At 44.8% G+C, this 23,756-nt stretch carries 23 protein-coding genes; 6 read left to right on the forward strand and 17 right to left on the reverse strand.

The window, feature by feature from the left end; translation table 11 throughout:
- Nucleotides 1–7: 7 nt before the first annotated feature.
- The 16 genes from pheS to thrS all read right to left on the reverse strand — a co-directional run bounded on the left by pheS (nucleotide 8) and on the right by thrS (nucleotide 14,867).
- Nucleotides 8–991: a phenylalanine--tRNA ligase subunit alpha gene (pheS, locus tag H735_RS05840; protein WP_005439802.1), complete on the reverse strand. Its 984-nt coding sequence runs from the start codon at nucleotides 989–991 to the stop codon at nucleotides 8–10.
- A 284-nt stretch (nucleotides 992–1,275) separates the two neighbouring features.
- Entirely contained in the window at nucleotides 1,276–2,400 is a 1,125-nt protein-coding gene (locus H735_RS05845; protein WP_020194853.1) for a GGDEF domain-containing protein, read from the reverse strand.
- Between the two features lie 176 nt (nucleotides 2,401–2,576).
- A complete protein-coding gene (locus H735_RS05850) occupies nucleotides 2,577–3,758 on the reverse strand; it encodes a hypothetical protein (RefSeq protein ID WP_020194854.1) in 1,182 nt (393 codons plus the stop codon).
- Nucleotides 3,759–3,767: 9 nt separating this feature from the next.
- Complete coding sequence (locus H735_RS05855; RefSeq protein ID WP_020194855.1) at nucleotides 3,768–4,559, reverse strand: outer membrane lipoprotein-sorting protein; 792 nt, start codon at nucleotides 4,557–4,559, stop codon at nucleotides 3,768–3,770.
- 40 nt (nucleotides 4,560–4,599) lie between these two features.
- On the reverse strand, nucleotides 4,600–6,978 hold the full coding sequence (locus H735_RS05860) for an efflux RND transporter permease subunit (protein WP_020194856.1): 2,379 nt from the start codon (nucleotides 6,976–6,978) through the stop codon (nucleotides 4,600–4,602).
- A gap of 202 nt (nucleotides 6,979–7,180) precedes the next feature.
- Nucleotides 7,181–7,969: a TetR/AcrR family transcriptional regulator gene (locus tag H735_RS05865; RefSeq protein ID WP_009705882.1), complete on the reverse strand. Its 789-nt coding sequence runs from the start codon at nucleotides 7,967–7,969 to the stop codon at nucleotides 7,181–7,183.
- 170 nt (nucleotides 7,970–8,139) lie between these two features.
- Nucleotides 8,140–8,949, reverse strand: a complete 810-nt coding sequence (locus tag H735_RS05870; protein WP_020194857.1) for a helix-turn-helix domain-containing protein — start codon at nucleotides 8,947–8,949, stop codon at nucleotides 8,140–8,142.
- 547 nt (nucleotides 8,950–9,496) lie between these two features.
- Nucleotides 9,497–9,811: a heavy metal-binding domain-containing protein gene (locus H735_RS05875; protein ID WP_005443150.1), complete on the reverse strand. Its 315-nt coding sequence runs from the start codon at nucleotides 9,809–9,811 to the stop codon at nucleotides 9,497–9,499.
- Nucleotide 9,812: 1 nt separating this feature from the next.
- Nucleotides 9,813–10,202 (reverse strand): VOC family protein, encoded by a 390-nt coding sequence (locus H735_RS05880; protein WP_020194858.1) that lies wholly within the window; start codon nucleotides 10,200–10,202, stop codon nucleotides 9,813–9,815.
- Between the two features lie 10 nt (nucleotides 10,203–10,212).
- Entirely contained in the window at nucleotides 10,213–10,593 is a 381-nt protein-coding gene (locus H735_RS05885) for a RidA family protein (RefSeq protein ID WP_009705879.1), read from the reverse strand.
- A 15-nt stretch (nucleotides 10,594–10,608) separates the two neighbouring features.
- Entirely contained in the window at nucleotides 10,609–10,893 is a 285-nt protein-coding gene (locus tag H735_RS05890) for a MazG nucleotide pyrophosphohydrolase domain-containing protein (RefSeq protein WP_020194859.1), read from the reverse strand.
- A gap of 59 nt (nucleotides 10,894–10,952) precedes the next feature.
- Complete coding sequence (locus H735_RS05895; RefSeq protein WP_020194860.1) at nucleotides 10,953–11,498, reverse strand: GNAT family N-acetyltransferase; 546 nt, start codon at nucleotides 11,496–11,498, stop codon at nucleotides 10,953–10,955.
- 179 nt (nucleotides 11,499–11,677) lie between these two features.
- Nucleotides 11,678–12,031 carry a 50S ribosomal protein L20 gene (gene rplT / locus H735_RS05900; protein WP_004727974.1) on the reverse strand — a complete coding sequence of 118 codons (354 nt, stop codon included), beginning with the start codon at nucleotides 12,029–12,031 and terminating at the stop codon, nucleotides 11,678–11,680.
- A 40-nt stretch (nucleotides 12,032–12,071) separates the two neighbouring features.
- On the reverse strand, nucleotides 12,072–12,266 hold the full coding sequence (gene rpmI / locus H735_RS05905) for a 50S ribosomal protein L35 (RefSeq protein WP_009705876.1): 195 nt from the start codon (nucleotides 12,264–12,266) through the stop codon (nucleotides 12,072–12,074).
- 117 nt (nucleotides 12,267–12,383) lie between these two features.
- Nucleotides 12,384–12,935: a translation initiation factor IF-3 gene (gene infC, locus H735_RS05910; protein ID WP_074050532.1), complete on the reverse strand. Its 552-nt coding sequence runs from the start codon at nucleotides 12,933–12,935 to the stop codon at nucleotides 12,384–12,386.
- Between the two features lie 3 nt (nucleotides 12,936–12,938).
- Complete coding sequence (gene thrS, locus H735_RS05915) at nucleotides 12,939–14,867, reverse strand: threonine--tRNA ligase (protein ID WP_009705874.1); 1,929 nt, start codon at nucleotides 14,865–14,867, stop codon at nucleotides 12,939–12,941.
- Nucleotides 14,868–15,162: 295 nt separating this feature from the next.
- Between thrS and H735_RS05920 the strand changes: the two genes are divergently transcribed.
- Nucleotides 15,163–16,152, forward strand: coding sequence for a DUF3187 family protein (locus H735_RS05920; RefSeq protein WP_020194861.1), 990 nt, complete (start codon nucleotides 15,163–15,165; stop codon nucleotides 16,150–16,152).
- A gap of 5 nt (nucleotides 16,153–16,157) precedes the next feature.
- Here the strand turns inward: H735_RS05920 and H735_RS05925 are convergent, their stop codons facing one another.
- Nucleotides 16,158–16,901: a sporulation protein gene (locus tag H735_RS05925; protein WP_020194862.1), complete on the reverse strand. Its 744-nt coding sequence runs from the start codon at nucleotides 16,899–16,901 to the stop codon at nucleotides 16,158–16,160.
- Between the two features lie 193 nt (nucleotides 16,902–17,094).
- Between H735_RS05925 and hutC the strand changes: the two genes are divergently transcribed.
- From hutC to hutH, 5 genes are all read left to right on the forward strand, one after another.
- Nucleotides 17,095–17,802 (forward strand): histidine utilization repressor, encoded by a 708-nt coding sequence (gene hutC / locus H735_RS05930; protein ID WP_005536165.1) that lies wholly within the window; start codon nucleotides 17,095–17,097, stop codon nucleotides 17,800–17,802.
- A gap of 120 nt (nucleotides 17,803–17,922) precedes the next feature.
- The gene (gene hutI / locus H735_RS05935) at nucleotides 17,923–19,173 is read left to right on the forward strand and encodes an imidazolonepropionase (protein ID WP_020194863.1); all 1,251 of its coding nucleotides are present in this window, start codon (nucleotides 17,923–17,925) and stop codon (nucleotides 19,171–19,173) included.
- A 1-nt stretch (nucleotide 19,174) separates the two neighbouring features.
- Nucleotides 19,175–20,188: a formimidoylglutamase gene (hutG, locus tag H735_RS05940; RefSeq protein WP_020194864.1), complete on the forward strand. Its 1,014-nt coding sequence runs from the start codon at nucleotides 19,175–19,177 to the stop codon at nucleotides 20,186–20,188.
- 69 nt (nucleotides 20,189–20,257) lie between these two features.
- Nucleotides 20,258–21,955, forward strand: coding sequence for a urocanate hydratase (gene hutU, locus H735_RS05945; RefSeq protein ID WP_020194865.1), 1,698 nt, complete (start codon nucleotides 20,258–20,260; stop codon nucleotides 21,953–21,955).
- Nucleotides 21,956–21,966: 11 nt separating this feature from the next.
- Nucleotides 21,967–23,502 carry a histidine ammonia-lyase gene (hutH, locus tag H735_RS05950; RefSeq protein ID WP_020194866.1) on the forward strand — a complete coding sequence of 512 codons (1,536 nt, stop codon included), beginning with the start codon at nucleotides 21,967–21,969 and terminating at the stop codon, nucleotides 23,500–23,502.
- Nucleotides 23,503–23,756: the final 254 nt, after the last annotated feature.

Here is a 23,756-nt window from a genome sequence, read left to right on the forward strand (position 1 = left end):
CCCTGGATTACTTGAACTGTTTTAGGAAACGAAGATCGTTCTCGAAGAACGCACGTAGGTCGTTTACGCCGTAACGAAGCATTGTTAGACGCTCAACACCCATACCGAATGCGAAACCAGAGTATTTTTCAGGGTCGATGCCTACACTACGTAGTACGTTCGGGTGAACCATACCGCAGCCTAGTACTTCTAGCCATTTACCGTTTTTGCCTTTCACGTCAACTTCTGCTGAAGGCTCAGTGAATGGGAAGTAAGATGGGCGGAAACGTACTTCCACTTCTTCTTCGAAGAAGTTACATAGGAAATCGTGCAGGATGCCTTTCAGCTGTGCGAAGTTCACGTTCTCATCAACCAACATGCCTTCCACTTGGTGGAACATTGGCGTGTGCGTTTGGTCGTAGTCGTTACGGTATACACGGCCTGGTGCGATGAAACGGAATGGTGGTTTACCATTTTCCATCGTACGGATCTGTACGCCTGACGTGTGAGTACGAAGCATCAAATCTGGGTTGAAGAAGAAAGTATCGTGGTCAGTACGCGCTGGGTGATCAGCTGCGATGTTTAGTGCATCAAAGTTGTGGAATGCATCTTCGATTTCTGGACCAGACTCTGTGTTAAAGCCAAGTTCGCCAAAGAACTTCTCAATACGCTCAACAGTACGAGTAACTGGGTGTAGACCACCGTTCTCGATACGACGACCTGGTAGTGTCACGTCGATCGTTTCTGCTGCTAGCTTCGCTTCTAGCTCTGCACGTTGTAGTGCATCTTTACGAGCTGCGATAGCTTGCTGAACTACGCCTTTCGCTTTGTTGATCTCTTGACCAGCTTCACGGCGCTCTTCTGGTGGTAGTTTACCTAGGCTTTGAAGTTGAGCAGTTAGCTCACCTTTTTTACCTAGATACTGAACACGCACTTCATCAAGTACGACTAGCGATTCTGCAGCTTCAATTGCTGCACTCGCGTTAGCAATGATCTCTTCTAGATGTTGCATCGTTTCCTCATCTACCTATTGGTAGTATCCATAAGGGAGTGATTGGTTTTTTGATAGCTGTACATAGTAGCCAAACGCGCCACCAAAGCCAAATTGAATTATGAAAAGAAGAGGTTATTGAATAAAAAGAACACAAAAACGTAAAAAAAGCAGCGTTGTCTAGGAATAACGCCCATTTTATCGAGGTTGTTTTTGCATAAGAGGCCAAAGAAAGTCACTGGTATTGTTCTTATCAAGCGAGAAAAGAAGCCGGTTTTCCTTGGCGATTGAATATGAGAAGTAATCTAGTTTAAAGGCGTGAGTTTTTGTACGGTTTGAACTCGGTTTTTACCGTTTTGTTTTGCCAAGTAAACGCCCTCATCGGCAACCCGAATTAAATCCGTGTAGGTTTCCATATTTTCTCGACGCTCTGCAACACCAACACTGATGCTCCCTCGCCAAGGTTCGAATGAAGTAGGAACAAGCATATGGGAGACCTGCTTTCTCACTGCTTCTGCCACATGCAAACCACCCTCTAATCCTGTATCTGGGCAAATCACGAAAAACTCATCGCCGCCTAAACGACACACAATGTCATCACTGCGGAAGTAGTGCTTCAATGCTTGTGCGAGTTCGGTTAGAACTAAATCCCCTGCTTCATGGCCGCAGGTATCATTCACTTGTTTGAAGTAATCCGCATCGATCATGATGCAAACCAAAGGCAGGTCTTTGGCGTCCTCATCTTTCCACAATTTCTTAAGCGTTTTTACCGCGCTTCTACGATTCGGTAACTGAGTTAATGAGTCAGTTAAGGACAAGGCTTCTAGCTGTTTATTTGCATTCGATAACTGCTTCGTCCTTTCGTCCACTTTTTCCTCTAGAACTAGGTTCAACTTGAGTAGCTCTCGATTTCGCTCCGAGACTTGTGAAAATAGCGCATTTAGCGCGTCAAGGAGCGGTTCTGTTGAAGCATTGGCTTGTTTTTCTTGCTCTTCATACGCTGCTTTTGGAGACATGCCGGATTGAATCGCCGCCACTTGTTTGGACATATTCTGATCGATGCCAAGAATGTGGTACGCCAGCCAATGAATAAGGAAATCCAGCAACTGTTCGGCCGCACGCTTATTTTCTTCATTGATGAAGCTTTGCATGCTGATGATATCGCTCATAAACGCACGATGGACTTGGATATGTTTCTGTAGATGCTCAGGATAGATCCCCACTTCGCGCATCAAGTTCTCTTCTTCTTTGAAGTGAAACTCTGCATAACGAGAAAGATCAAACAATGCGACTTGAATATCGGTCAGGGAGATGCTGTTTTGCGCCAAAAGTTCGCCGTACTTATTGATGAAGCCGACTAAATACTGGTGTTGCTCATCAACTTGTTCGATTCCAGTTTCGAAATATGTGTCCCAACGAAATGAATTCAACGCTACTACTCCTGAGTAAAACCAGTGAGTATTGATAGTTGCTTATATACAACTATCAATACCACAACAAACATAAGGAATAGTATCGACAAATCTTCCTTAACGCTTTAGCAGTCAGTCAAAATAATGACGTGGATCTACTTGCCTCCAACTTTTCGATTAGTTTATCTACCAATTTAAAAATAATACTGGATAGAGAGTTCGATAAAGTCGTCGTCCCGTGCGAAATAAAGCAGTTCCGTTGGCGTGTCATTTTTAAACAACCAAGCATCGATTTGCCACTTGAAATGATTTGAAATGCGGCTGGAAGCCTCAAGTTTTGCGTTGTACACATCGGAGTTGTCGAGATCTTGCGTTATACCCGTAAGAATTTCTGTGCCATCTTCGTCATTGAGTGCTAAACGAATGCCTGCAAAGACATCATTTTGACCGATGTTTTGCGCATTGTTACCACGGCTATCATAGAGATACTCACCAATAATGCCTACGTCCCATACCGTATCAAAAGCGCCTACTATCGTGTATTCAAAACCCGTCACGACGCCGACATGATTGTCGAAGCTATCGCGGTAGACACTCTCTAGCTTCCATAACCAATCGCTCACGATGCCTTGAACATCCAGCCCAACATGGCTCATTAGGGCGTAGTAAGGTTTTAACTCTCCTTGATCAAACCGAAAATACGGGTCACGGTTTGTTCCGTAGAGATAGCTTAAACCTACATCCCAATCGCCGAACATTTGTGCGTACCGAAAAGCGACATCCACATGCTTTTCTTCTCGGCTAGATTCATACAGCGCATCATCAGAGACAACAGGATCAATCCTCAAACGTCCATCTTTACCTGCAAATGTTCGCTCACGAAAATAGGGCAATACCATCGCATCCACCGTCCCCCACTCTTTGATAGAGGTAAAATGAACCATAGGTTGGCCGAGCTTATCTTCTCCATCAACCGCCTCTATCGCATCAATTTGGTTTACAACATCAACCAAGTGCGCAGACTCTGTGACGCCCCAAAACACCTTACTGATGCCAACTCGGAGTTCGTAATCATCCCAATAGGTTAAATATAAAGCTTCTCGAATATCACCATGGGTGCGCTCATCATCCATGCTATCCCAGCGATAAAAAGGCGTGAAAGTGAAACTCGCATCACCGTCTTGCAGATCCCAATAAAGCTCGGGTTGCAATACAAGTGATGTTTGCCCTTTGTCTTGCCCCTGAGCACCGTCAGAGAAAAACTGACGATGCTCGATATTGACCTGCCCCGCTAGTTCAACGCCAAACAAAGGCGAAGAACACAGCATTGCCGTAATGCCAGCCAAGGTTCGGCTTGCAGCGATTGCCCTAGTCATTCAACCTCCCTACTTAACGCGCTTAAGGACGTTTTTGTTGAAATCGTTGTCTTTCAAACCAGTCTGGAACGTCAATTCGCTGGTCGTCAGCTCCGTACTTTTGCCTGTTTGGTGATTCATCATCGCCATGGTGTGAGCGCGCCAGTATTGATTCAGATATTGTTTGTAGTCGGAGAATAAGAGTGTTTTTAGCAACGCGCCTTTGCGGTCATAAAATTCTACTTTCAGAGGACGATAGTGCGCCTTGTCCAACCAAACCACCTGCTTGGTGTAACCGGAGTTTTTATCTGTTGGGATTTGCTCTAACACAAACGTCTCTTGGTCATTCACCGTTTCATCTTTTAGGTAATTGAAACGGTATTTTTCAATCTCGAATGAGCTCAGGTCTTCATAAGCAAACTCACTGCCCATAAACGGACCGGATTTATTGCGTGAAGCAATACGTTTTACACGCTTAAGAGCTGGCAGGTAGAGCCATTGGTCATCAGCACCGACTGTATGAGAATGGTTGAGGAAGGCAGTGCCTTTTACATCACGAGGCTCATCAAAAATGGTCAACCCTTTGTCACCATCATCAGCAACCTCAAGTGATTTCAAGCGCATCAAACGCGTACTGCTCTCCCCTTGTGCATTGCGAAGGATCATTTGCATGGTTGCCACCGAATCCCCCCAACCTTCATCACGAGCTTTGCGCTCCTGTGCAATCTCTAATCCTTTTGCTTCATCTGCCCACGCAAAAGACGAAAGCAAAAGTGAAACCGATAACGCGGCGACTTTGAATGGTGTTTTAACTAGTTTCATCATGTGTTCCTTGTCTTAATTCCTGAAGTTCGTTTCTCGATTACAACGGTGTCGCCGTAACGTTTTTCTCTGATTCTGAAGGTGTTTTTTTCGTCCCTATGTTTTGTGAGTAAGCGGCCTTATCAAACAGCATCAGCAAAGTCGGTAAGAATAAGAAGTCCACTACTAAAGCGATAAAGATGACTATCGCACTGAGTTGCCCCATGTCAGCATTCAAACGGAAGCTCGACATGGCCAACACTGAGAAACCAGCAACTAAAACGACAGTCGTAATCCAGAGCGCACGCCCAACAGTATGGAAGGCGTAACGCACTGCTTGCTCAGCGGTTTGGCCTTCTTTTCGGGCACGTTGATATTTAGAGAGGAAGTGAACAGCATCATCGACCACAATCCCGAGCGTCAATGTGACAACAACAGATAGCCCGAGGTTAATTTCACCTGAAATAAGCGCCCAGAGACCAAAGCCAATCACGGCGGGGGCGATGTTTGGCACCAAGCTGATCAAACCAAGTTTGAGAGAGCGAAGCGCAAAAATAAGCAATGTGGAAATGAGCACTAATGTAATAGGTAAAGTAGAGAGCATACTCGCCATGTTGGTCTCACCAATGTGGGCGAACATCAAAGAAGGGCTCGAAGCAACTACTTCATATTGAGGGGCATTGTCAGCAAACCACGCATAGATACGATTCTCAAGAGCAACCAATTCAACACTGCCTAAGTTATCGACGGTGAGGACCATTTTAATTGACGATTTATCAACATTGATTTGGTTGTTTAGGTCGAGCCCATACGGCAAGGACATCTCATAAAGCAACAGATACTGCGCAGCCAGTTCACGATTTTGTGGTAATGCGTAGTAGCTTTCATCGTCGCCATGCATGTTCTTGTTGAGACGTTTATAAACATCCGCTAGCGTCGCAACATGGTCAGTTTCAGGTTGAACTCGCAGCCAGTCCGTAAACCCACCAATAGCATTGAGAAACACCGGATCTGCAATCCCTTGTGATTCGTTAGTTTTAATCGCAATACTGATGTTGGTCATGCCACTGATGCGCGCTTCCATAAAGTCGGCAGCTTGACGAAAATCACTGCGGTTATCGAAGTACTTGACGGATTCATCATTGACGCGATTCAAAGGAATCAAACTCGCGCTGACTGCAATAACCAAAACAGATGCAGGCAGTAACGCTTTGCGATGTGTAACAACAAAGTCGCCCAGTTTATCCATAAAGTCAGACTTTCCGTTCGAAGGCGTTTGCTTAACATTGATAGGAAGCAACTTCAGCAAGGCAGGAAGAAGCGTGATAGAAAGGAAGCATGCGATCATTACGCCTAACGCTGACAAGTTGCCGAAGTCTCTCAATACCGGAGAATCGGACATATTCATCATCAAAAAGCCGATAGCTGTGGTCACTGAAGTGATCAGAATTGGCATGAAGTTAAGTGAAATACTTCTCTCGATAGAATGCGCTTTGCTAAAGCCATTTTGCATCGAGTGGCGCATGGTGGTGATGACATGCACACAATCCGCAACGGCGAGCGTCATAACCAGTGTTGGCACGTTGACCGTTGCAGTGCTCAAGAACATGCCCGCCCAACCAGAAAGCCCCATTGTCGCCATGACTGAGCCGATGATAACGATCAAGGTGGCGACGACACTCAAGAATGAGCGCAGCATAATGGTCAAAAACACCAAAATCACTAACAGCATGGTTGGCACCAGCGTCGAACTGTCTTCTTGCGCCGCCGTCATAAACGCATAGTTCATGGCGATAATGCCTGCTTTATGAAACTCAACATTTGGGTACTTCTCTTGGTAACGCTCTAGCATTGCGCTGATATGAGACATCACCTCTTGCACTTCGGCCGTCTTGTCTAATTCTGGCAGCTGAACAGTAATGTTCACAACCGTTACGTCCCCTTTTTCTGAAATCAAAGCGCTTTTCAATACAGGTTCTGACAACGCAATGCTTTTGACTTTAGCGATGCGTTCAGGGGTTAGTTCATAGTCTTCATACAACAAATCCTCGACGAGAAGATCGTCTTCAAACGCTTCGGTATGTTGGTAGTTGGCGATAGAGTCAACACGACTGGAATAAGGCACTTGCCACGAATCGACGGTGAGGCTTTGTATAAGTTGGAGGATTTCCGGAGTGAAGACGTCGTTGCTGGCTGGTGCAACGACAATGGCGAGATTGTCTGTTTTAGCAAAAGTAGTTTGAATTTCATCGAACGCCAATAACTGCTTATTGGTACCATCAAAGAAGATATTGTAGTCACCACGAAAATAAAGGTTCTTTCCTCCTATTGTCGCGATAACAACGAGTAATACTGTGGCCAGTAGTACCCATATACTGTACTTGGTTGGAATCTTCCCCCATTGAGCAGAGGAAGCTTGTTGAGCTTGGTGGTGTTTCATCACACTCTCCCTTTGTGACGTTTCGTCATAAAACGGAGTTAAAAAAGCAGCTTATGCTGTTCTCTAATTCCAGATACGTTTCTAACGCGATCTCTACACCGATTTAATTAGAGGTATTGGTGTAAAAATCATCGTTATTGACGATCCGTCAAATAGTGTGATTAAAAAGCCAATCCGCTGGTTTGATTGGCTTGTTGCTTACTTAACGATTGACTGAGTCAAGATAAGCAAGTTCTTCACTGAATAATTCCTGCTCTACTCGACGCCAGGTTTTGCGGTAATCCCACTCAGTTGAGAGCGGTAACCAGCCCAAACCGTCAAGTAACATATTGGCGTTATGGAGCACTGAGAAAGGGTCTTGCAAGCGCTGTATGCATCGACTGTTTGACGCATTTTGCGCAAGCGCATTAGAACCAAAAGCAATAGACCAGTTTGCGAATACAATGGCATCAGAGCCTACTGCGGGTGAGAATTTTAAATCTCCAACTTCTACCGCATGGTTCACTAATGCATCCGCACCAGAAATCACTTCCTCTTCAAGCTTATTCAATTCATTTAGGCGGGCCGGAGAGGCTTTCTCAATCACCCAAGGGGTTTTAGCAACAATTGCGCACGTCGATAAGACAGGCTCCATGCGAGCGTAGATTCGGTAGCCCACATGCATTGCAATGATCTTCTCACGAGTATTGCCATCAAAGTTGGCCGTGCGTTCAAAAAACACCGCCTCACTTTTTAGAGAATGGATACAAAGCGCGAGAATCACATCTTCTTTGCTGCAGAAATGGTTGTAGATTGTCCCTTTTGAGTAAGGGCTTGCGGCGGTCAGCTTATCCATGGTGAGATTCGCAAACCCCTGCTCTTGAACCAATGACTTTGCAAGTTGGATCAACTCCACCTCACGATCGGCGATCGCTTGTTGTTTCTTAGTCAAACCAGAAACCACACGACACCCTTCTTGTTTGTCATTTTTCTTGCAGCCAAAGTTAAACATATTTCCCTGTTCCGTATCCCTGTGTAACCCAAATGAAGTGTAACACGAATATGGTTTGCAGAAACGACATCACATTTCTGACGAATCGTCATAATTGACACTTCGTCATAATAGTTCAACAAATAAACATTTCAAGGATGAATTTATAAATCATTAAAAATAACTAGAGATTATATCGAGAGACTCGGCTTATCCCCTGCGGATGCTATCGCATAACGAATATCATCAATAAAGTTTGTCTCTGTTTGAACGATACCATCTGAAAAAGTAACGGGCTGATGTGGGCCTGCAATCAAAAGGACATTGGTAAAATCGGATACGTTAAAGTTCTCTGCCACTACATTTTTTGAATGAAAATCAAGCACAGTATTCGCGACCTGTTCTTCCAAGATAAGCAGTTGTTCTTCTGTGATTTTCATGCGAGACAAAGCGACTCGAACACACTTCTCGTGCGTGGTCGTTTGATCCTTGATGATCTCTGTGTACTTGTCGTTAAGCTTCGAGTTTTCAGCATAGCTGTAGTAAAGCGGACCATGCAGCGTAATGTTGTTTTCTCCATCAACATAAACCAGATCAAGTAATTCTAGCGCGCCTAAATAGTCCGACATACTTTGTTTCGAGAGGTCATACTTTTTCATTAGGATGGTATAGCCGTCTTTCCCACGAAGCATCCGTAACTCTCGATAAAAATCGTAAAGATGAGGAAATTGGAAAAAGACTTCGTCTTGCGTGTGGCTAAAGTAATCTTGATCCTCAGCTTGAAGTTGATTTGCCAGCTTCTGCAATTCATCGAGGGTGCAGTCAACCGCGCGGCAATATTCGAGTAGCTTATCTAGAGCAAGGTTAGTACTAGTTAAATGACGTTTAAAAGTGGACAACGGCATGCCCATTTTCTCAGATAACTCTCGATATGTTAGCCCTTTAGTTTTTATCGCTTGTCGTAATGCGGCTAACAAGTACTCGGGAGTGAGTTCTCTCATCTACAATTCCTTATGGCAATGTTACAGCTGTATTGTATTTGTAACAATTTAGATTCACTTCGCAAGGCATAAGTTCATATTTTTATAAGAAAACTTTGAATTAATATACTTTCATTCACATTTATGATGTTAATACTGGCACTTAAAATGCATTCAGTTTCATTATAAGTTGTTATCAAAATAGATTATAAACATGTTAATCAACATGCTATTCGTCGCATTAACTACTAACTTGAGCGTTTTCTCAGAGTATTTCCGACTTAAGACATCACAAAAACTTAGAATATTTACCCTACAAAACATGCAGCCTAAAATGCATAATTATTCAAATTACATATGCTAAATCTCTATCTATTATTTTTTGCGAACGCTACGATCAGGATCAATAAGGTGAGTATGTAGGAACATTAGGTAGGCGTCAGAAATGCGAACGCAGAACATCACTGTCGAGATTCTGCGTTTCACTTAAAATGGATAATCGAGTTGGAACTTACTAACCCATTCTATTGATCATGAGTTAGCAACACATCGCGCTGGCTAGTCGCTCTTAAACAAGCTTTACTGCAGTGCCAAATGCAAGAATCTCTGAAGAACCATCAACGATCGAACTGGTGGTGAAACGAATACCGACAACAGCATCTGCTCCTAGGTTCGCGGCATCCTCTACCATTCGTTGAATAGCAATATTTCGGGCTTCCGTCATCATTTCGGTGTAGCCACGAATCTCACCACCAACAATGCTTTTTAAGCCAGCCATGAAATCACGTCCAATGTGCTTTGACTGAACCACATTTCCCGTCACAACACCTTTTATCTCAGCAATCTCTCGCCCAGGAATCGTCTCGGTTGTTGAATAAATCATGTTATACCTCAGTAAGATAGTTAGATAACTCAATTAAGTTACCATCTGGATCTCTAATGTAAACCGATAGGATGTTACCAATTGCACCTGTCCGTTGAACGGGGCCATCAATAACCTCGATAGAATGGGAGTCTAAATGGGAGAGCACGTTTGCAATTGGCGTATCACATACAAAACACAAATCGGCACTCCCAGAGGCCACCTGACTCGCCTTAGGTTCAAATTCATTGCCAAGCTGATGAAGGTTGATTTTTTGTCGTCCATATACCAAAGCGACACGTCCTTCCCCAAAAGTAACACTTTCCATACCGAGAACTTGTGTATAGAAATCCAGTGTAGTTTGAATGTCTTTAACGGTCAGTACAAGGTGATCCAAGCGGTTTATTTTCATTAAAGCCTCTCTACAATGCTTCAGATGAGATGACTGCCTCAATCTCAATAGATAAGTCGGGGTGAATCAAACGGCTCACCTCGACTAAAGAACAAGCAGGTAAATACCCTTCATAGAAGTCGAATAATACCGACCGGATCTCTGGCAATTGGTTCATGTCGGTTACAAATATCGTCAGCTTGACGAGATCGCGTTTCTCTCTTTGTTCTTCAGTGAGTATCTGCGACAAGTAAGACAGAATCGTTTTCGTTTGCTCAATTAGGCTTTCACTTTGACTTGGTGAACCCATGGCTGTCAGCCCTGAAACATACAAGGTCTCACAATGTCTTGTCGCATGAACATAAGGACCAGAAATTTGCGGCAAAAATTCGTAACTGATTCGTTGAACCATGTTGTCTCCCCTTCCCTAGCGGTTGTATTTTCGTTTGTTCAGTATCTCTTTCACTTCGTGCGTTTGTTCCAAATCTATTTCATAAACATTGGCTAATGCACAAACATAATAGAGTACGTCGTAGAGTTCTTCCGCGATTGTTCCTTTAATTGTGTTCTCTGTCGGTTGTCCAGTGGCGTCTTTCCTAATCGATTCAGATAACTCACCCACTTCTTCAATCAGTTTGAGGAAATAATGCTGTTTCTGTTCCGGGTCGTGATCAAACTCTTTTATATGCGCTTGTAGTTGTCGAATGTCCATTTCTAATCCTTTTGTTTGTAATCCTAATAAACCCTACCATAAGTAGATAACAGAATGATTTAACGCGATATTCCTTTACTGAGCACAATGCAATGATACTCGCGCCCTAACTCATGCTCAGTATCATCAAATTGCTCTATGTGATTGAAGCCTTGCTTAAACCAAAAGCGAAAAGCGTCAGTATTCTCAACGTACACGTTTAGCATGGCTTTATTGAAAGACGCATACTCAAGAGCAACGTCCAATACACTATCGACGATTTCTTTTCCTAAACCTCTACATTGATAGTCAGGAATAAGACACAGCATAGGAATCCATAAACACCCTTTGTACGGAAAATTCAGTTCGATTTGGATATAACCTATCGGCTTCCCCTCTTGTGTCGATATTTTTCTGAGGTAAAAAGCTTCGAGGTCATCGGGATTTTTTAGTAGAGAACTCTTTGAAATCAGCGCTTGATATTCTGCAATTGGCCAATTACGAAAAGTATGGTCATAAGCCAATTTTTGATGATTAGAATCGAATAGAGATTTGGCTAGCTCAGCCTGTGTTGTATCAAAAGTAGAAAAGATTAAACGCTTTGATTCCCAATAGCTCGGTAACACAGATGCTCCTTATCCGTGATTTGATGAGTAAAGGCAAAATAACAAATCCAGCCACTAGAGCAACTGATTTAGTCAGAGTTGGGATATGAGCGGGAAACGGGAGAGTTTATGGTAAGGGAAACGGAAAGCAATAAAAAAGGAGAGCTAATGCTCTCCTTCTCTTAATCCTAAACTGCTAATTAAAGAGCAGCTTTCGCTTTTTCAACTAGAACAGCAAATGCTGCTTTGTCGAATACTGCGATGTCCGCTAGGATCTTACGGTCGATCTCGATAGATGCTTTCTTAAGACCGTTGATGAAACGGCTGTAAGATAGACCATTTTGACGAGATGCTGCGTTGATACGTGCAATCCATAGTTGACGGAATTGACGTTTCTTAGCGCGACGGTCACGGTAAGCGTATTGACCAGCTTTAGTAACTGCTTGGAAAGCTACGCGGTAAACACGTGAACGTGCACCGTAGTAACCTTTAGCTTGTTTTAGAACTTTCTTATGACGTGCACGAGCTTGTACACCACGTTTTACGCGAGGCATTATGCTTCTCCTAAACTAAACGATTGATAACTAAAAAGAATTAAGCGTATGGCAACATACGAACAACTGCAGCAACTTCACAACGTGGAAGAATTGCATTTGGACGTAACTGACGCTTGTTCTTAGTAGTACGCTTAGTCAGAATGTGACGTTTTGTAGCGTGCTTGTACTTAATACCACCAGCAGTTTTCTTAAAACGCTTAGCAGCACCTTTGTTGGTTTTCATCTTAGGCATGATGAATAACTCCGCATTGAGTAGGTTTAATAAACAACGTAATTAGGGCGAACAAAACCCAGCCGTTTACCTTTAAAAGGGAAACGGCCAGGTCTTAATTACTTGATGAGCCGTTAATTACTTCTTTTTAGGGGCAAGAACCATGATCATCTGACGACCTTCGATCTTACTTGGGAAAGATTCCACTACAGCAAAGTCTACAGTGTCTTCTTTCAAACGATGAAGAACGTCAACACCGATGTCTTGGTGTGCCATTTCTCGGCCACGGAAGCGAATTGTTACCTTCACTTTGTTGCCTTCTTCAAGGAAACGCGTCAGGTTGCGTAGTTTTACCTGATAGTCTCCAATATCAGTTCCAGGACGGAATTTTACTTCCTTAATCTGAACCTGTTTTTGCTTTTTCTTCTGCTCTTTAGCAGATTTGCTCTTTTCAAAGAGGAATTTGCCGTAGTCCATAACACGACAGACTGGCGGCTCAGCGTTAGGACTGATTTCCACAAGATCCATGCCTGCTTCTTCAGCAGCTGCGATCGCTTCTTGAATCGATACAACACCAACTGATTCACCGTCAGCGCCAGTTAGTCGAACTTCACGAACGCCACGAATTTCACCGTTCATACGGTGTGGGTTTTGTTTTACCGGCTGTTGGCCGCGTCTTCCGCCTTTAATAGCTTATTCCTCCAGATTGAGCTTACGGCTAGAGATCTCGTCTTGGATGTATGCGATAAAATCATCCACTTTAAATTTACCAAGATCTTTACCTTTACGAGTACGTACTGCGATTTCGCCTGCTTCCATCTCTTGGTCACCGACTACAAGCATATACGGTACACGCTTCAAAGTGTGTTCGCGGATTTTAAAGCCAATCTTCTCATTTCTCAAGTCCGCTTTAGCTCTAATTCCACTTTTTTGTAGTTTTTGTACTACTTCTTGAACATATTCTGATTGTTTATCAGTGATGTTCATAAGAATTGCCTGTTCTGGCGCCAACCAAGTTGGGAAGAAACCAGCATATTCTTCGATAAGGATACCAATGAAACGCTCTAGTGAACCTAGAATTGCACGGTGAATCATTACCGGTACAAGACGTTCATTGTTTTCACCTACATAAGTTGCACCTAGGCGACCTGGTAGGTTGAAGTCTAGCTGAACAGTACCACACTGCCACGCACGGTCTAGACAGTCGTATAGTGTGAATTCGATCTTAGGACCGTAGAATGCACCCTCACCTTCTTGGATCTCGTATGGGATTTCCATCGATTCAAGAGATTGTTTCAATGCTTCTTCAGATTGATCCCAGATTTCATCTGAACCTACACGTTTTTCTGGACGAGTAGACAGCTTCACTACGATATTGTCGAAACCAAATGTTTGGTACGTATCGTACACCATCTTGATACAGTTTGTTACTTCTTCTTGAATTTGGCTCTCAGTACAGAAAATGTGAGCGTCATCCTGAGTAAAGCCACGTACACGCATAATACCGTGTAGTGCACCAGATGGTTCGTTACGGTGACATGAGCCAAACTCAGCCATGCGTAACGGTAGGTCGCGGTACGACTTAAGACCTTGGTTAAAGATCTGTACGTGACCAGGACAGTTCATTGGCTTGATTGCGTATTCACGGTTTTCAGAAGAAGTCGTGAACATTGCATCTGCGTATTTGTCCCAGTGACCAGAGCGTTCCCAAAGAACACGGTCCATCATTAGCGGACCTTTTACTTCTTGGTAGCCGTACTCATCTAGCTTAGAGCGGATGAATACTTCTAGATCACGGAAAACAGACCAACCATTGTGATGCCAGAACACCATACCAGGTGCTTCTTGCTGCATGTGGAATAGGTCTAGTTGCTTACCGATCTTACGGTGGTCACGCTTCGCCGCTTCTTCTAAGCGAGTAAGGTGCGCTTTCAGTGCTTTCTTATCGTGGAAAGCAGTACCGTAGATACGTTGAAGCATTTTGTTGTCGCTGTTACCACGCCAGTAAGCACCCGCAACATTCAATAGAGTGAAATGTTGACAGAAGCTCATGTTAGGAACGTGAGGACCACGACACATGTCGATGTATTCTTCATGGTGGTAAAGACCAGGACGATCATCACGAGATACGTTTTCGTCTAGGATTTCCACTTTGTATGGTTCGCCACGTGATTCAAACGTATCACGTGCTTCCTGCCAGCTCACTTTTTTCTTAACAACTTCGTACTTGGTTTTCGCTAGCTCTTTCATACGCTTTTCAATCTTTTCAAGATCTTCTTGCGTTAGAGACTCATCTAAGTCGATGTCGTAGTAGAAGCCATTGTCGATGGTTGGACCAATCGCCATTTTAGCTTGTGGGTAAAGCTGCTTAAGAGCGTGACCAAGAAGGTGAGCACATGAGTGACGAACGATTTCTAGACCGTCGACTTCATCTTTTACTGTGATGATCTCAAGGCTTGCGTCTTCTTCAATTAGATCGCACGCATCAACGCGGTTACCGTTTACACGACCAGCGATAGTTGCTTTTGCAAGACCAGGACCGATCGATTGCGCAACTTCCATAGTAGAAACTGGGTTGTCAAATTGACGCTGACTGCCGTCAGGAAGAGTAATAATAGGCATGCTATGTCCTTTACAGTGGTGTTGCACACCAAGCAACACATGTTATTCAAATTAGAAGATATTTCGAGAGTCGATGACGGTCGCTCAGTAACACGAATACCGGACCTTCATCGGAACAAGGATTGTACATAGCTCACATTTAGAATGCAAAGTGCGATTTCAAAATGTCATTGAAACTTCATCACAGCAAATTCATCGATAAGCAAAGATTGAGGAATTAATACAATTGAACGGCATTCAAAACATGATAAGACTATAGTTAATCTATTGAGTAATCTCACTTTAGGCTCTCATCATGATGGATTTAAGATGGCAACCTACGCTCATGAGTTGCGCCATTCTCCTATCTGCGCCGGCAATCTGTGCTTCAGATTTGTATGGTCCACTACGTTCCTATGCTCAATCTCCAGTGCAAGTTGTCAGCCACACGAACATACTTCGCTCCGGATATGCCCTCCCCTCTGGTTATGTTGAAGCGTATGGTTCGGGCACAATTGCGAGTGTCTGGGCACATACCAGCGACTATTCACTCGACTATTACCACAACCAACTCGAGTTAGGCGGTAGGTGGCAAATCAATGAAAAGTGGCAATGGGAACTGAACTATCGCTGGGTCTTTGCTGCGGATAACCATTTAGATGGATTAACCGAAAGCTTTCACGACCTGTTTGGTATTGGACAAAATGGACGTGATGAAGTCGACAAGAACCGCTTTTATATGTCGATGCCTGACTACGACATTTTAATAGAGGATTTTGAAGGTGAAACGCTAGCAAACAACCTCTCAACGTATATCCAATACCAAATAGTACAAAATGAACATCATGGTTTGTCTGTTGGTGGAAGTCTCTACTATAACGATGTTGCTCATGGCTCTTTCAAAGGCAACAGTTTTGAGCAAGGTGTACAAATCAACTACACCTATCGATTCAATGCAGCCAATATATTCTATTCGATGGCCGGAATGACCTTTAGAAACAGTGATAAAGCACTCGCTGATTTCCCCTATCGACATAACACCGCCGCCTTTGCTGGCGGTTATCGCTATGCACTAAAAAACAATCACCACTTCATTCTTGAATATCATTGGTATCAAGGTTCGACAGAAGGGCCGAGTGAGTTTGCCGACGCATCGAATGAGTTCGTGATTGGATATCGCTATTTAATGGAGAACTCTGCCATAGAGGTCATGGCGATTGAGAATGCGAGGAATATGGATAACAGTACCGATATCGCCTTTACATTTGGATATCGGTACTTATTCGCTCCAGATAATGAGAGCTAGAAATATTACAGGTTCAATGTCGGCGCAATGGCTGCCGCAACTTGTGAATCAGAAGCCCCGATCGGTAATGAGAACGAACGGTATTGGTCACCCGACATACTAAACGAGCGGTCAATCTCCGCTAAACAGTGGATAGTCCCACCATCTAAAATAAAGGAAAGCTCTATCTCTTTCGTAGAAACGAAGCCGTTATTGCGGAATTCTAATTCTTGGTAAATACCCGAACGTGAGGAGAAGGTATTCCCACGCAAGAAGCCTTTTTCAACATCTGCTTTTACCATTGTAAAACCGGCTTGCTCGATCGCTTGAATCACACGAGCAGCAACAGGCAAAGGTTTAACCTCAATGTAATCACGATCGCGAGGGTCTATCGCAAAGCCGATGTCCAGTGTGGTCTCTATCCAAACATGACACTGGTTTTTATGTGCGTTAACGGCTGTGATGGGCGTTTCATCGTGCAGTTTAAGTTCAAAAGGTACTTGTTTTTCTTCATTCGGTTGAATGACAAACGGCTCAACCGCTTTCAATTGATCAATGGTGAAAGTTTGGTAGCTAACACTGTCGTCTTCTTCCACTTTCATTTCTGTGTTCAATTTAATGGTAATGGCATCGATTTGTTGTTCAACATCACCGCCTTTAATTTGAACGTGACCACGCAAAGTCGCGCCTTGATACACACTCATCTCATCTAAAATCGTATCTACTTTTGCTGAGCCGATACCGAGTGACGCTTTTAGTTTTTTAAACATGCGATTCCTTTGTGACTGTCTGTTTTCGTTATTCTGATAAGTCTCTGTTTACACAACTGATGAAACTCCTGCAAGCAATAGACGACAAGAATGCGGACTAATTCCTTTTATCACTGCACAAAATACGTATGTCTGTTTGCAATTTGTCTATAGATTACGCAGTATTTGTATAGTCAATTAAAAGGAAGCCTTTATGTCTGCACCACTCTATATGCAAATCAAACGATTTATCCTCGATAAAATTGATTCGGGTGAGTGGATGGTTGGTCATCGCATCGCAACAGAAATCGAATTGACGGAACAGTTTGGTGTGAGCCGTATGACCGTCAACAAAGCGATCCGAGATTTAGTGAATGAAGGCAAACTTCAACGCCGACCACGCCTCGGTACCTTTGTTTGCGATCCGGCAGAAAAGTCTGAATCTCCACTTTTAGACATTCGCAACATTGCCGATGAAATCAGTAATCGCGGACGAGAGCATCACAGTGAAGTACTGCAACAAATCTCCATCAAAGCCGATGACAGTATTGCGACCAAGCTTGGCGTCATGCTTGGCACCACGGTGTTTTACAGTGAGATTGTCCATTTTGAAGATCACACTCCGATCCAACTAGAACTGCGTTGGGTCAACAGCCAATATGCACCCAACTACTTGCAACAAGATTTCACTTGTATGACGCCAAACCAGTACTTGTCGGGCAACTGTCCACTCAGTGCCATCGAACATACTGTCGAAGCGATTATCCCCGACGCTCGTGTAAAACAAGACCTAAAAATGCAAGCCAACGAGCCGTGTTTGCTGCTGAATCGTCGTACATGGAGTCAAGATAAACTGGTCAGCACAGCTCTCCTTTATCATCCGGGCAACAAGTACAAATTAAGCTCTAAGATCCTGCTATAAACTAGGCGTTACTTCTTCGTTTTGATCACATTTCAGCAACATTAGCCTTGTCAGTGATGCTTTTTTCTCCTATTTATTTGTATATACATTTAAAGATACAAATCAGAAGGAAACATCAGAATGGATTTGCTGATTGAAAATGCACGCCTCGTCACTATGCAAGAAGGAGAACAAGGTTACCTACCCTCTCCCCTTGCTCGTGTCGGCATTCGGTCAGGAAAAATTGTTGCACTCAGCACCGCAACAAAAGGCAAAGACAGCGCAGAAACTGAATCCATCCTGAATCCGGACCACTACGAACAAACCATTGATCTTCAAAGCAAGCTTTTGTTGCCAGGTTTGATTGATTGCCACACTCATCTTGTGTACGCCGGAAGTCGAGCCAACGAGTTTGAAATGCGCCTCAATGGTGTGCCTTATGAAGAAATCGCCAAGCGAGGCGGCGGTATTCTCTCTACCGTTCATGCCACTCGTGCCGCCACTGAAGAACAACTTATCGAGCTCGCTCTACCACGCTTAGATGGGTTACTTGCCAGTGGCGTTACCTCTATCGAAGTTAAGTCTGGTTACGGCCTCACGCTAGATGATGAAATTAAGATGCTACGAGCAGCCAAAGCCTTAGAGCAAGAGCGCAAAGTAAAAATCACCACAACCCTGCTCGCCGCTCATGCACTTCCACCAGAATTTAAAGACCGAGCTGACGATTACATCCAATATATTTGTGAAGACATTATTCCCCTCGTGGCAGAAGAAAAGCTCGCCACCAGCGTCGATGTGTTTTGTGAATCGATAGGTTTTAACTTAGCGCAAACAGAGCGTGTCTTTGAGATGGCAAAAAAACATGGCTTGCATGTGAAAGGTCATACTGAACAGCTCTCTGATTTAGGTGGTACGGCTTTAACCGCCCAATACAATGGCCTTTCTGCCGATCATATTGAATATCTGGATGAAATTGGCGTACGCGCCCTTGCCAACTCTTCTACCGTCGCAACCTTGCTACCTGGTGCATTTTACTTCTTACGTGAAACCCAATTACCACCTATCGATTTGCTTAGAACGCACAAGGTGCCAATGGCGATAGCGACGGATATCAACCCTGGCACGTCACCGTTCGCAGATTTAACCCTGATGATGAACATGGCTTGCACTCTGTTCCGTTTAACACCTCAAGAAGCACTGCGTGGCGTCACTCAAAACGCAGCAAAAGCACTGGGTTATGGGAAATCTCGTGGCGTGATTGAAGTCGGTTATGACGCTGACTTCTCAATCTGGGATATCGAACACCCAGCAGACCTCAGTTACCAAGTCGGCGCAAAACGTTTGGTAGGTCGTATAGTCAATGGTGAATATGTCTCTCACGGAGGACTGTAACATGGCTCAATCAGATCCAAATACCGCTCCATTTCACTGGCAAGGTCGCCACGATGCAGAAGATGGTGAACTGGGTAAACGCGTTCACCACGTGATTAAAAACATTTCTGTCGAAGAGTTGCCGAGCAAAACCGAAGGCGTCTCAATCCTTGGTTTTGCTACCGATGCAGGTGTTGCCAGAAATAAAGGCCGTATTGGCGCGAAAAAGTCACCGGATTTGATCCGTCGTGCCCTAGCCAATCTCGCTTGGCACCAAGATGCTCCACTTTATGACCTAGGTACTGTCGTTTGCGAAGACGATTTACTAGAGAGCAGCCAATCGCAATGCGCGGCCACGGTTGCTCAAGCACTACCCCATTCACCTGTCGTAGTATTAGGCGGCGGTCATGAGATCGCATGGGCATCATTTTCCGGGTTGGCCGAGTACTTCAAAACCCATCACCCAAAAAAGCAGCCGAAGATTGGCATTATCAACTTCGACGCACATTTCGACCTACGCGCTTTTGAAAGTTCGCTGGCAGATGTAAAACCGAGCTCAGGGACACCATTTAATCAAATCCATGACTTCTGCCAACGCAATGATTGGAAGTTTCATTACGCTTGCATCGGTGTCAGTCGCAGCAGCAATACCAAAGCACTATTCCAGAAAGCGGACGAACTCAATGTTTGGTATGTGGAAGACAAACAACTTTGCTACATGAACCACAGCTACCATTTAACGCAACTACAGCACTTTATCGATGACTGCGATTATCTCTATCTAACGATTGATTTGGACGTATTCCCTGCGGCAACAGCTCCGGGTGTAAGCGCCCCAGCAGCAAGAGGGGTCAGCTACGACATCATTTCGCCGTTTCTCGACCGAATCCTACATTACAAAAACAAGCTCATGCTGGCTGACATTGCCGAGTATAACCCCACTTATGACGTCGATAGCCAAACCGCTCGATTGGCAGCCCGCCTTTGTTGGGACATCGCCAATGCCATGGCAGAGAAAAACCACAAGCCTAAATAACCAAACCCAATAACGATTAAATAGCCAAGCACAGACTTGGTGTACACGTGAAACTAAAGGAGTCTTAAAATGACACAGCGCCAAGGACAAGATCCACGACTTGATACCAGCAGAACAATTCGTGCTCCACGCGGTACCGACCTGCGCGCCAAATCTTGGCTGACGGAAGCCCCACTTCGTATGCTGATGAACAACCTTGACCCAGACGTAGCCGAGCACCCTCACTCGCTCGTTGTATACGGTGGTATTGGTCGAGCAGCACGAAATTGGGAATGCTTCGATAAGATTGTTGAAGTGTTAGAAAGACTCGACGATGACCAAACTCTTCTCGTTCAATCAGGCAAACCAGTGGGCGTTTTCCCGACTCATAAAAATGCGCCACGCGTTCTGATTGCGAACTCAAACCTCGTACCACATTGGGCCAACTGGGAGCACTTCAATGAGCTCGATAAAGAAGGCCTAATGATGTACGGACAAATGACTGCTGGTAGCTGGATTTACATCGGCTCACAAGGCATTGTTCAAGGCACTTACGAAACCTTTGTCTCAGTAGCTAAAAAGCACTTTAACGGCGACGCAAAAGGTCGATGGATCCTGACAGGCGGCCTTGGTGGTATGGGCGGAGCTCAGCCTCTAGCAGGTACAATGGCAGGTTTCTCAATGATTGCTGTTGAGTGTGACGAGTCACGTATCGATTACCGTCTGCGCACAGGCTACGTCGACAAGAAAGCCACATCTTTAGATGAAGCGCTGGCGATGATCAAAGAGTCTGACACGCCTATTTCTGTCGGTCTATTAGGTAACGCTGCAGACATCTTCCCTGAGCTTGTGGAACGTAACATCACGCCAGACGTAGTAACAGACCAAACCTCTGCACACGATCCACTGAACGGCTACTTACCTCAAGGTTGGAGCATGTCTCATGCAGCAGAAATGCGCTTGCAAGACGAAGCAGGCGTAGTGAAAGCGGCGAAACAATCAATGGCTGTGCAAGTTCAAGCCATGCTAGAGCTGCAAAACCGCGGCGCTGCAACACTGGATTACGGTAATAACATCCGTCAAATGGCGTTGGAAGAAGGCGTCGAAAACGCGTTTGATTTCCCAGGTTTCGTACCGGCTTACATTCGTCCATTATTCTGTGAAGGTATTGGACCATTCCGTTGGGCAGCGCTGTCTGGCGATCCAGAGGACATCTACAAAACCGACCAAAAAGTTAAAGAGCTGATCCCAGATAACCCTCATCTACATAATTGGCTAGACATGGCACGTGAACGCATTCAGTTCCAAGGTCTGCCTGCACGTATCTGTTGGGTGGGTCTGAAAGACCGTGAACGCCTTGGCCAAGCCTTTAATGAAATGGTGAAAAATGGTGAACTGAAAGCACCGGTTGTGATTGGCCGTGACCACTTAGACTCAGGCTCGGTAGCCAGCCCGAACCGCGAAACCGAAGGCATGATGGATGGCTCTGATGCCGTATCAGATTGGCCATTACTTAATGCCCTATTGAACACCGCAGGCGGTGCAACTTGGGTATCACTTCACCATGGTGGCGGCGTTGGCATGGGCTTCTCTCAACACTCAGGTATGGTGATTTGTTGTGACGGCAGTGATGACGCATCTGAGCGCATTGCTCGTGTGCTTCACAATGACCCAGCGACGGGGGTTATGCGTCATGCCGATGCGGGCTATGACATCGCAAAACAATGTGCAGCTGAGCAAAAACTGGATTTGCCAATGCTCAATGAAGAACTGAAAAAGCTGAAGTAAGGATGAAAGACATGCTCAATTTAACGCTAAAGCCGGGCCATATTAGCTTAAACGAACTACGTCAGGTAAGCCGCTCGCCTGTCAACCTTACTCTCGATCCAGAAGCTATTCCGGCGATTGAGGAAAGCACTCAAGTTGTCGACCGAGTGATTGCAGAAGATCGCACCGTTTATGGCATCAATACGGGTTTCGGTCTACTCGCAAACACTCGTATTGCGCCAGAAGATTTAGAAACGCTGCAACGCAGTATTGTGCTTTCTCATGCTGCGGGCATCGGCAAATTTATGTCAGATGAAACCGTTCGCTTGATGATGGTACTGAAAATCAACAGCCTTGCGCGTGGCTTCTCAGGCTTGCGCTTGAAAGTCATTAACATGCTGATTGACCTTGTGAATGCGCAGGTGTACCCATGCGTACCACAAAAAGGCTCTGTCGGCGCATCTGGTGACTTAGCACCGCTTGCTCACATGAGTACGGTTCTTCTTGGCGAAGGCCAAGCGCGTCATAATGGCAAAGTCATTTCTGGCTTAGAAGCTCTGCAAATTGCTGGTCTAGAGCCAATCACACTGGCACCGAAAGAAGGTCTTGCACTGCTTAACGGTACTCAAGCATCAACGGCGTTTGCACTCGAAGGTTTGTTCATTGCCGAGGACCTATTCTCATCTGCGACCGTTTGTGGCGCGATGTCGGTAGAAGCAGCACTAGGCAGCCGTCGTCCATTCGACCCTCGTATCCACCGAGTTCGTGGCCATCGCAGCCAAATGGATGCGGCGTTAGCGTATCGACATCTATTAGAAGCGACCAGTGAGATTGGTGAATCCCATACCAATTGTGAGAAGGTTCAAGACCCTTACTCCCTGCGCTGTCAGCCTCAAGTTATGGGGGCTTGTTTACAGCAAATTCGCAATGCGGCAGACACTCTACAAGTAGAAGCGAACTCGGTATCGGATAACCCGCTTGTGTTTGCAGAAGACAACGACATTATTTCTGGCGGAAACTTCCATGCTGAGCCAGTTGCTATGGCGGCGGATAACCTTGCGCTTGCGATTGCAGAGATTGGTAGCTTGTCAGAGCGTCGCATGGCACTGCTTATTGATAGTGCTCTATCTAAGCTTCCTCCATTCTTGGTCGACAATGGCGGCGTAAACTCGGGCTTTATGATCGCTCAGGTTACTTCGGCAGCGCTGGCGAGTGAAAACAAAACGCTCGCTCACCCTGCTTCCGTCGATAGCTTGCCAACATCAGCAAACCAAGAAGATCACGTATCAATGGCGACTTTCGCCGGTCGTCGTCTGAAAGAGATGGGAGAGAATACGCGTGGTATTTTGGCGGTTGAATACTTGTCAGCCGCGCAAGGGTTGGATTTCCGTGCGCCAAACAAATCTTCTGAGCGTATCGAAATTGCCAAGCAAATGCTGCGTGAAAAAGTATCGTTCTACGATAAAGACCGCTACTTCGCGCCAGATATCGAGCAAGCCAATGCCCTACTCAAGCTCGCTTTGCATAACGCATTGATGCCAGAAAGCTTACTACCAAGCGTGCATTAATCTATCGTGCTAATGACCCTAAAGGCTCCTTCTTGGAGCCTTTATTGTATTTATACGCATCAAGTCCCTCAATAATATGGTAAATCGCAGATTTATGACCATACTGAATAATGCATAACAAAAGCGCTCTTTTTGGTGCTTTATTCCGCTGCGTTATCGTTTCATTGTTAAGATACAGTGAAGTTTTCACTGGATGGACCATTGCTACGCAGATATTCGCATATAATCCCTGACAGTTTTGGTTACTACGTAAA

It is taken from the genome of Vibrio owensii CAIM 1854 = LMG 25443 (assembly GCF_000817815.1).
Classification (GTDB): domain Bacteria; phylum Pseudomonadota; class Gammaproteobacteria; order Enterobacterales; family Vibrionaceae; genus Vibrio; species Vibrio owensii.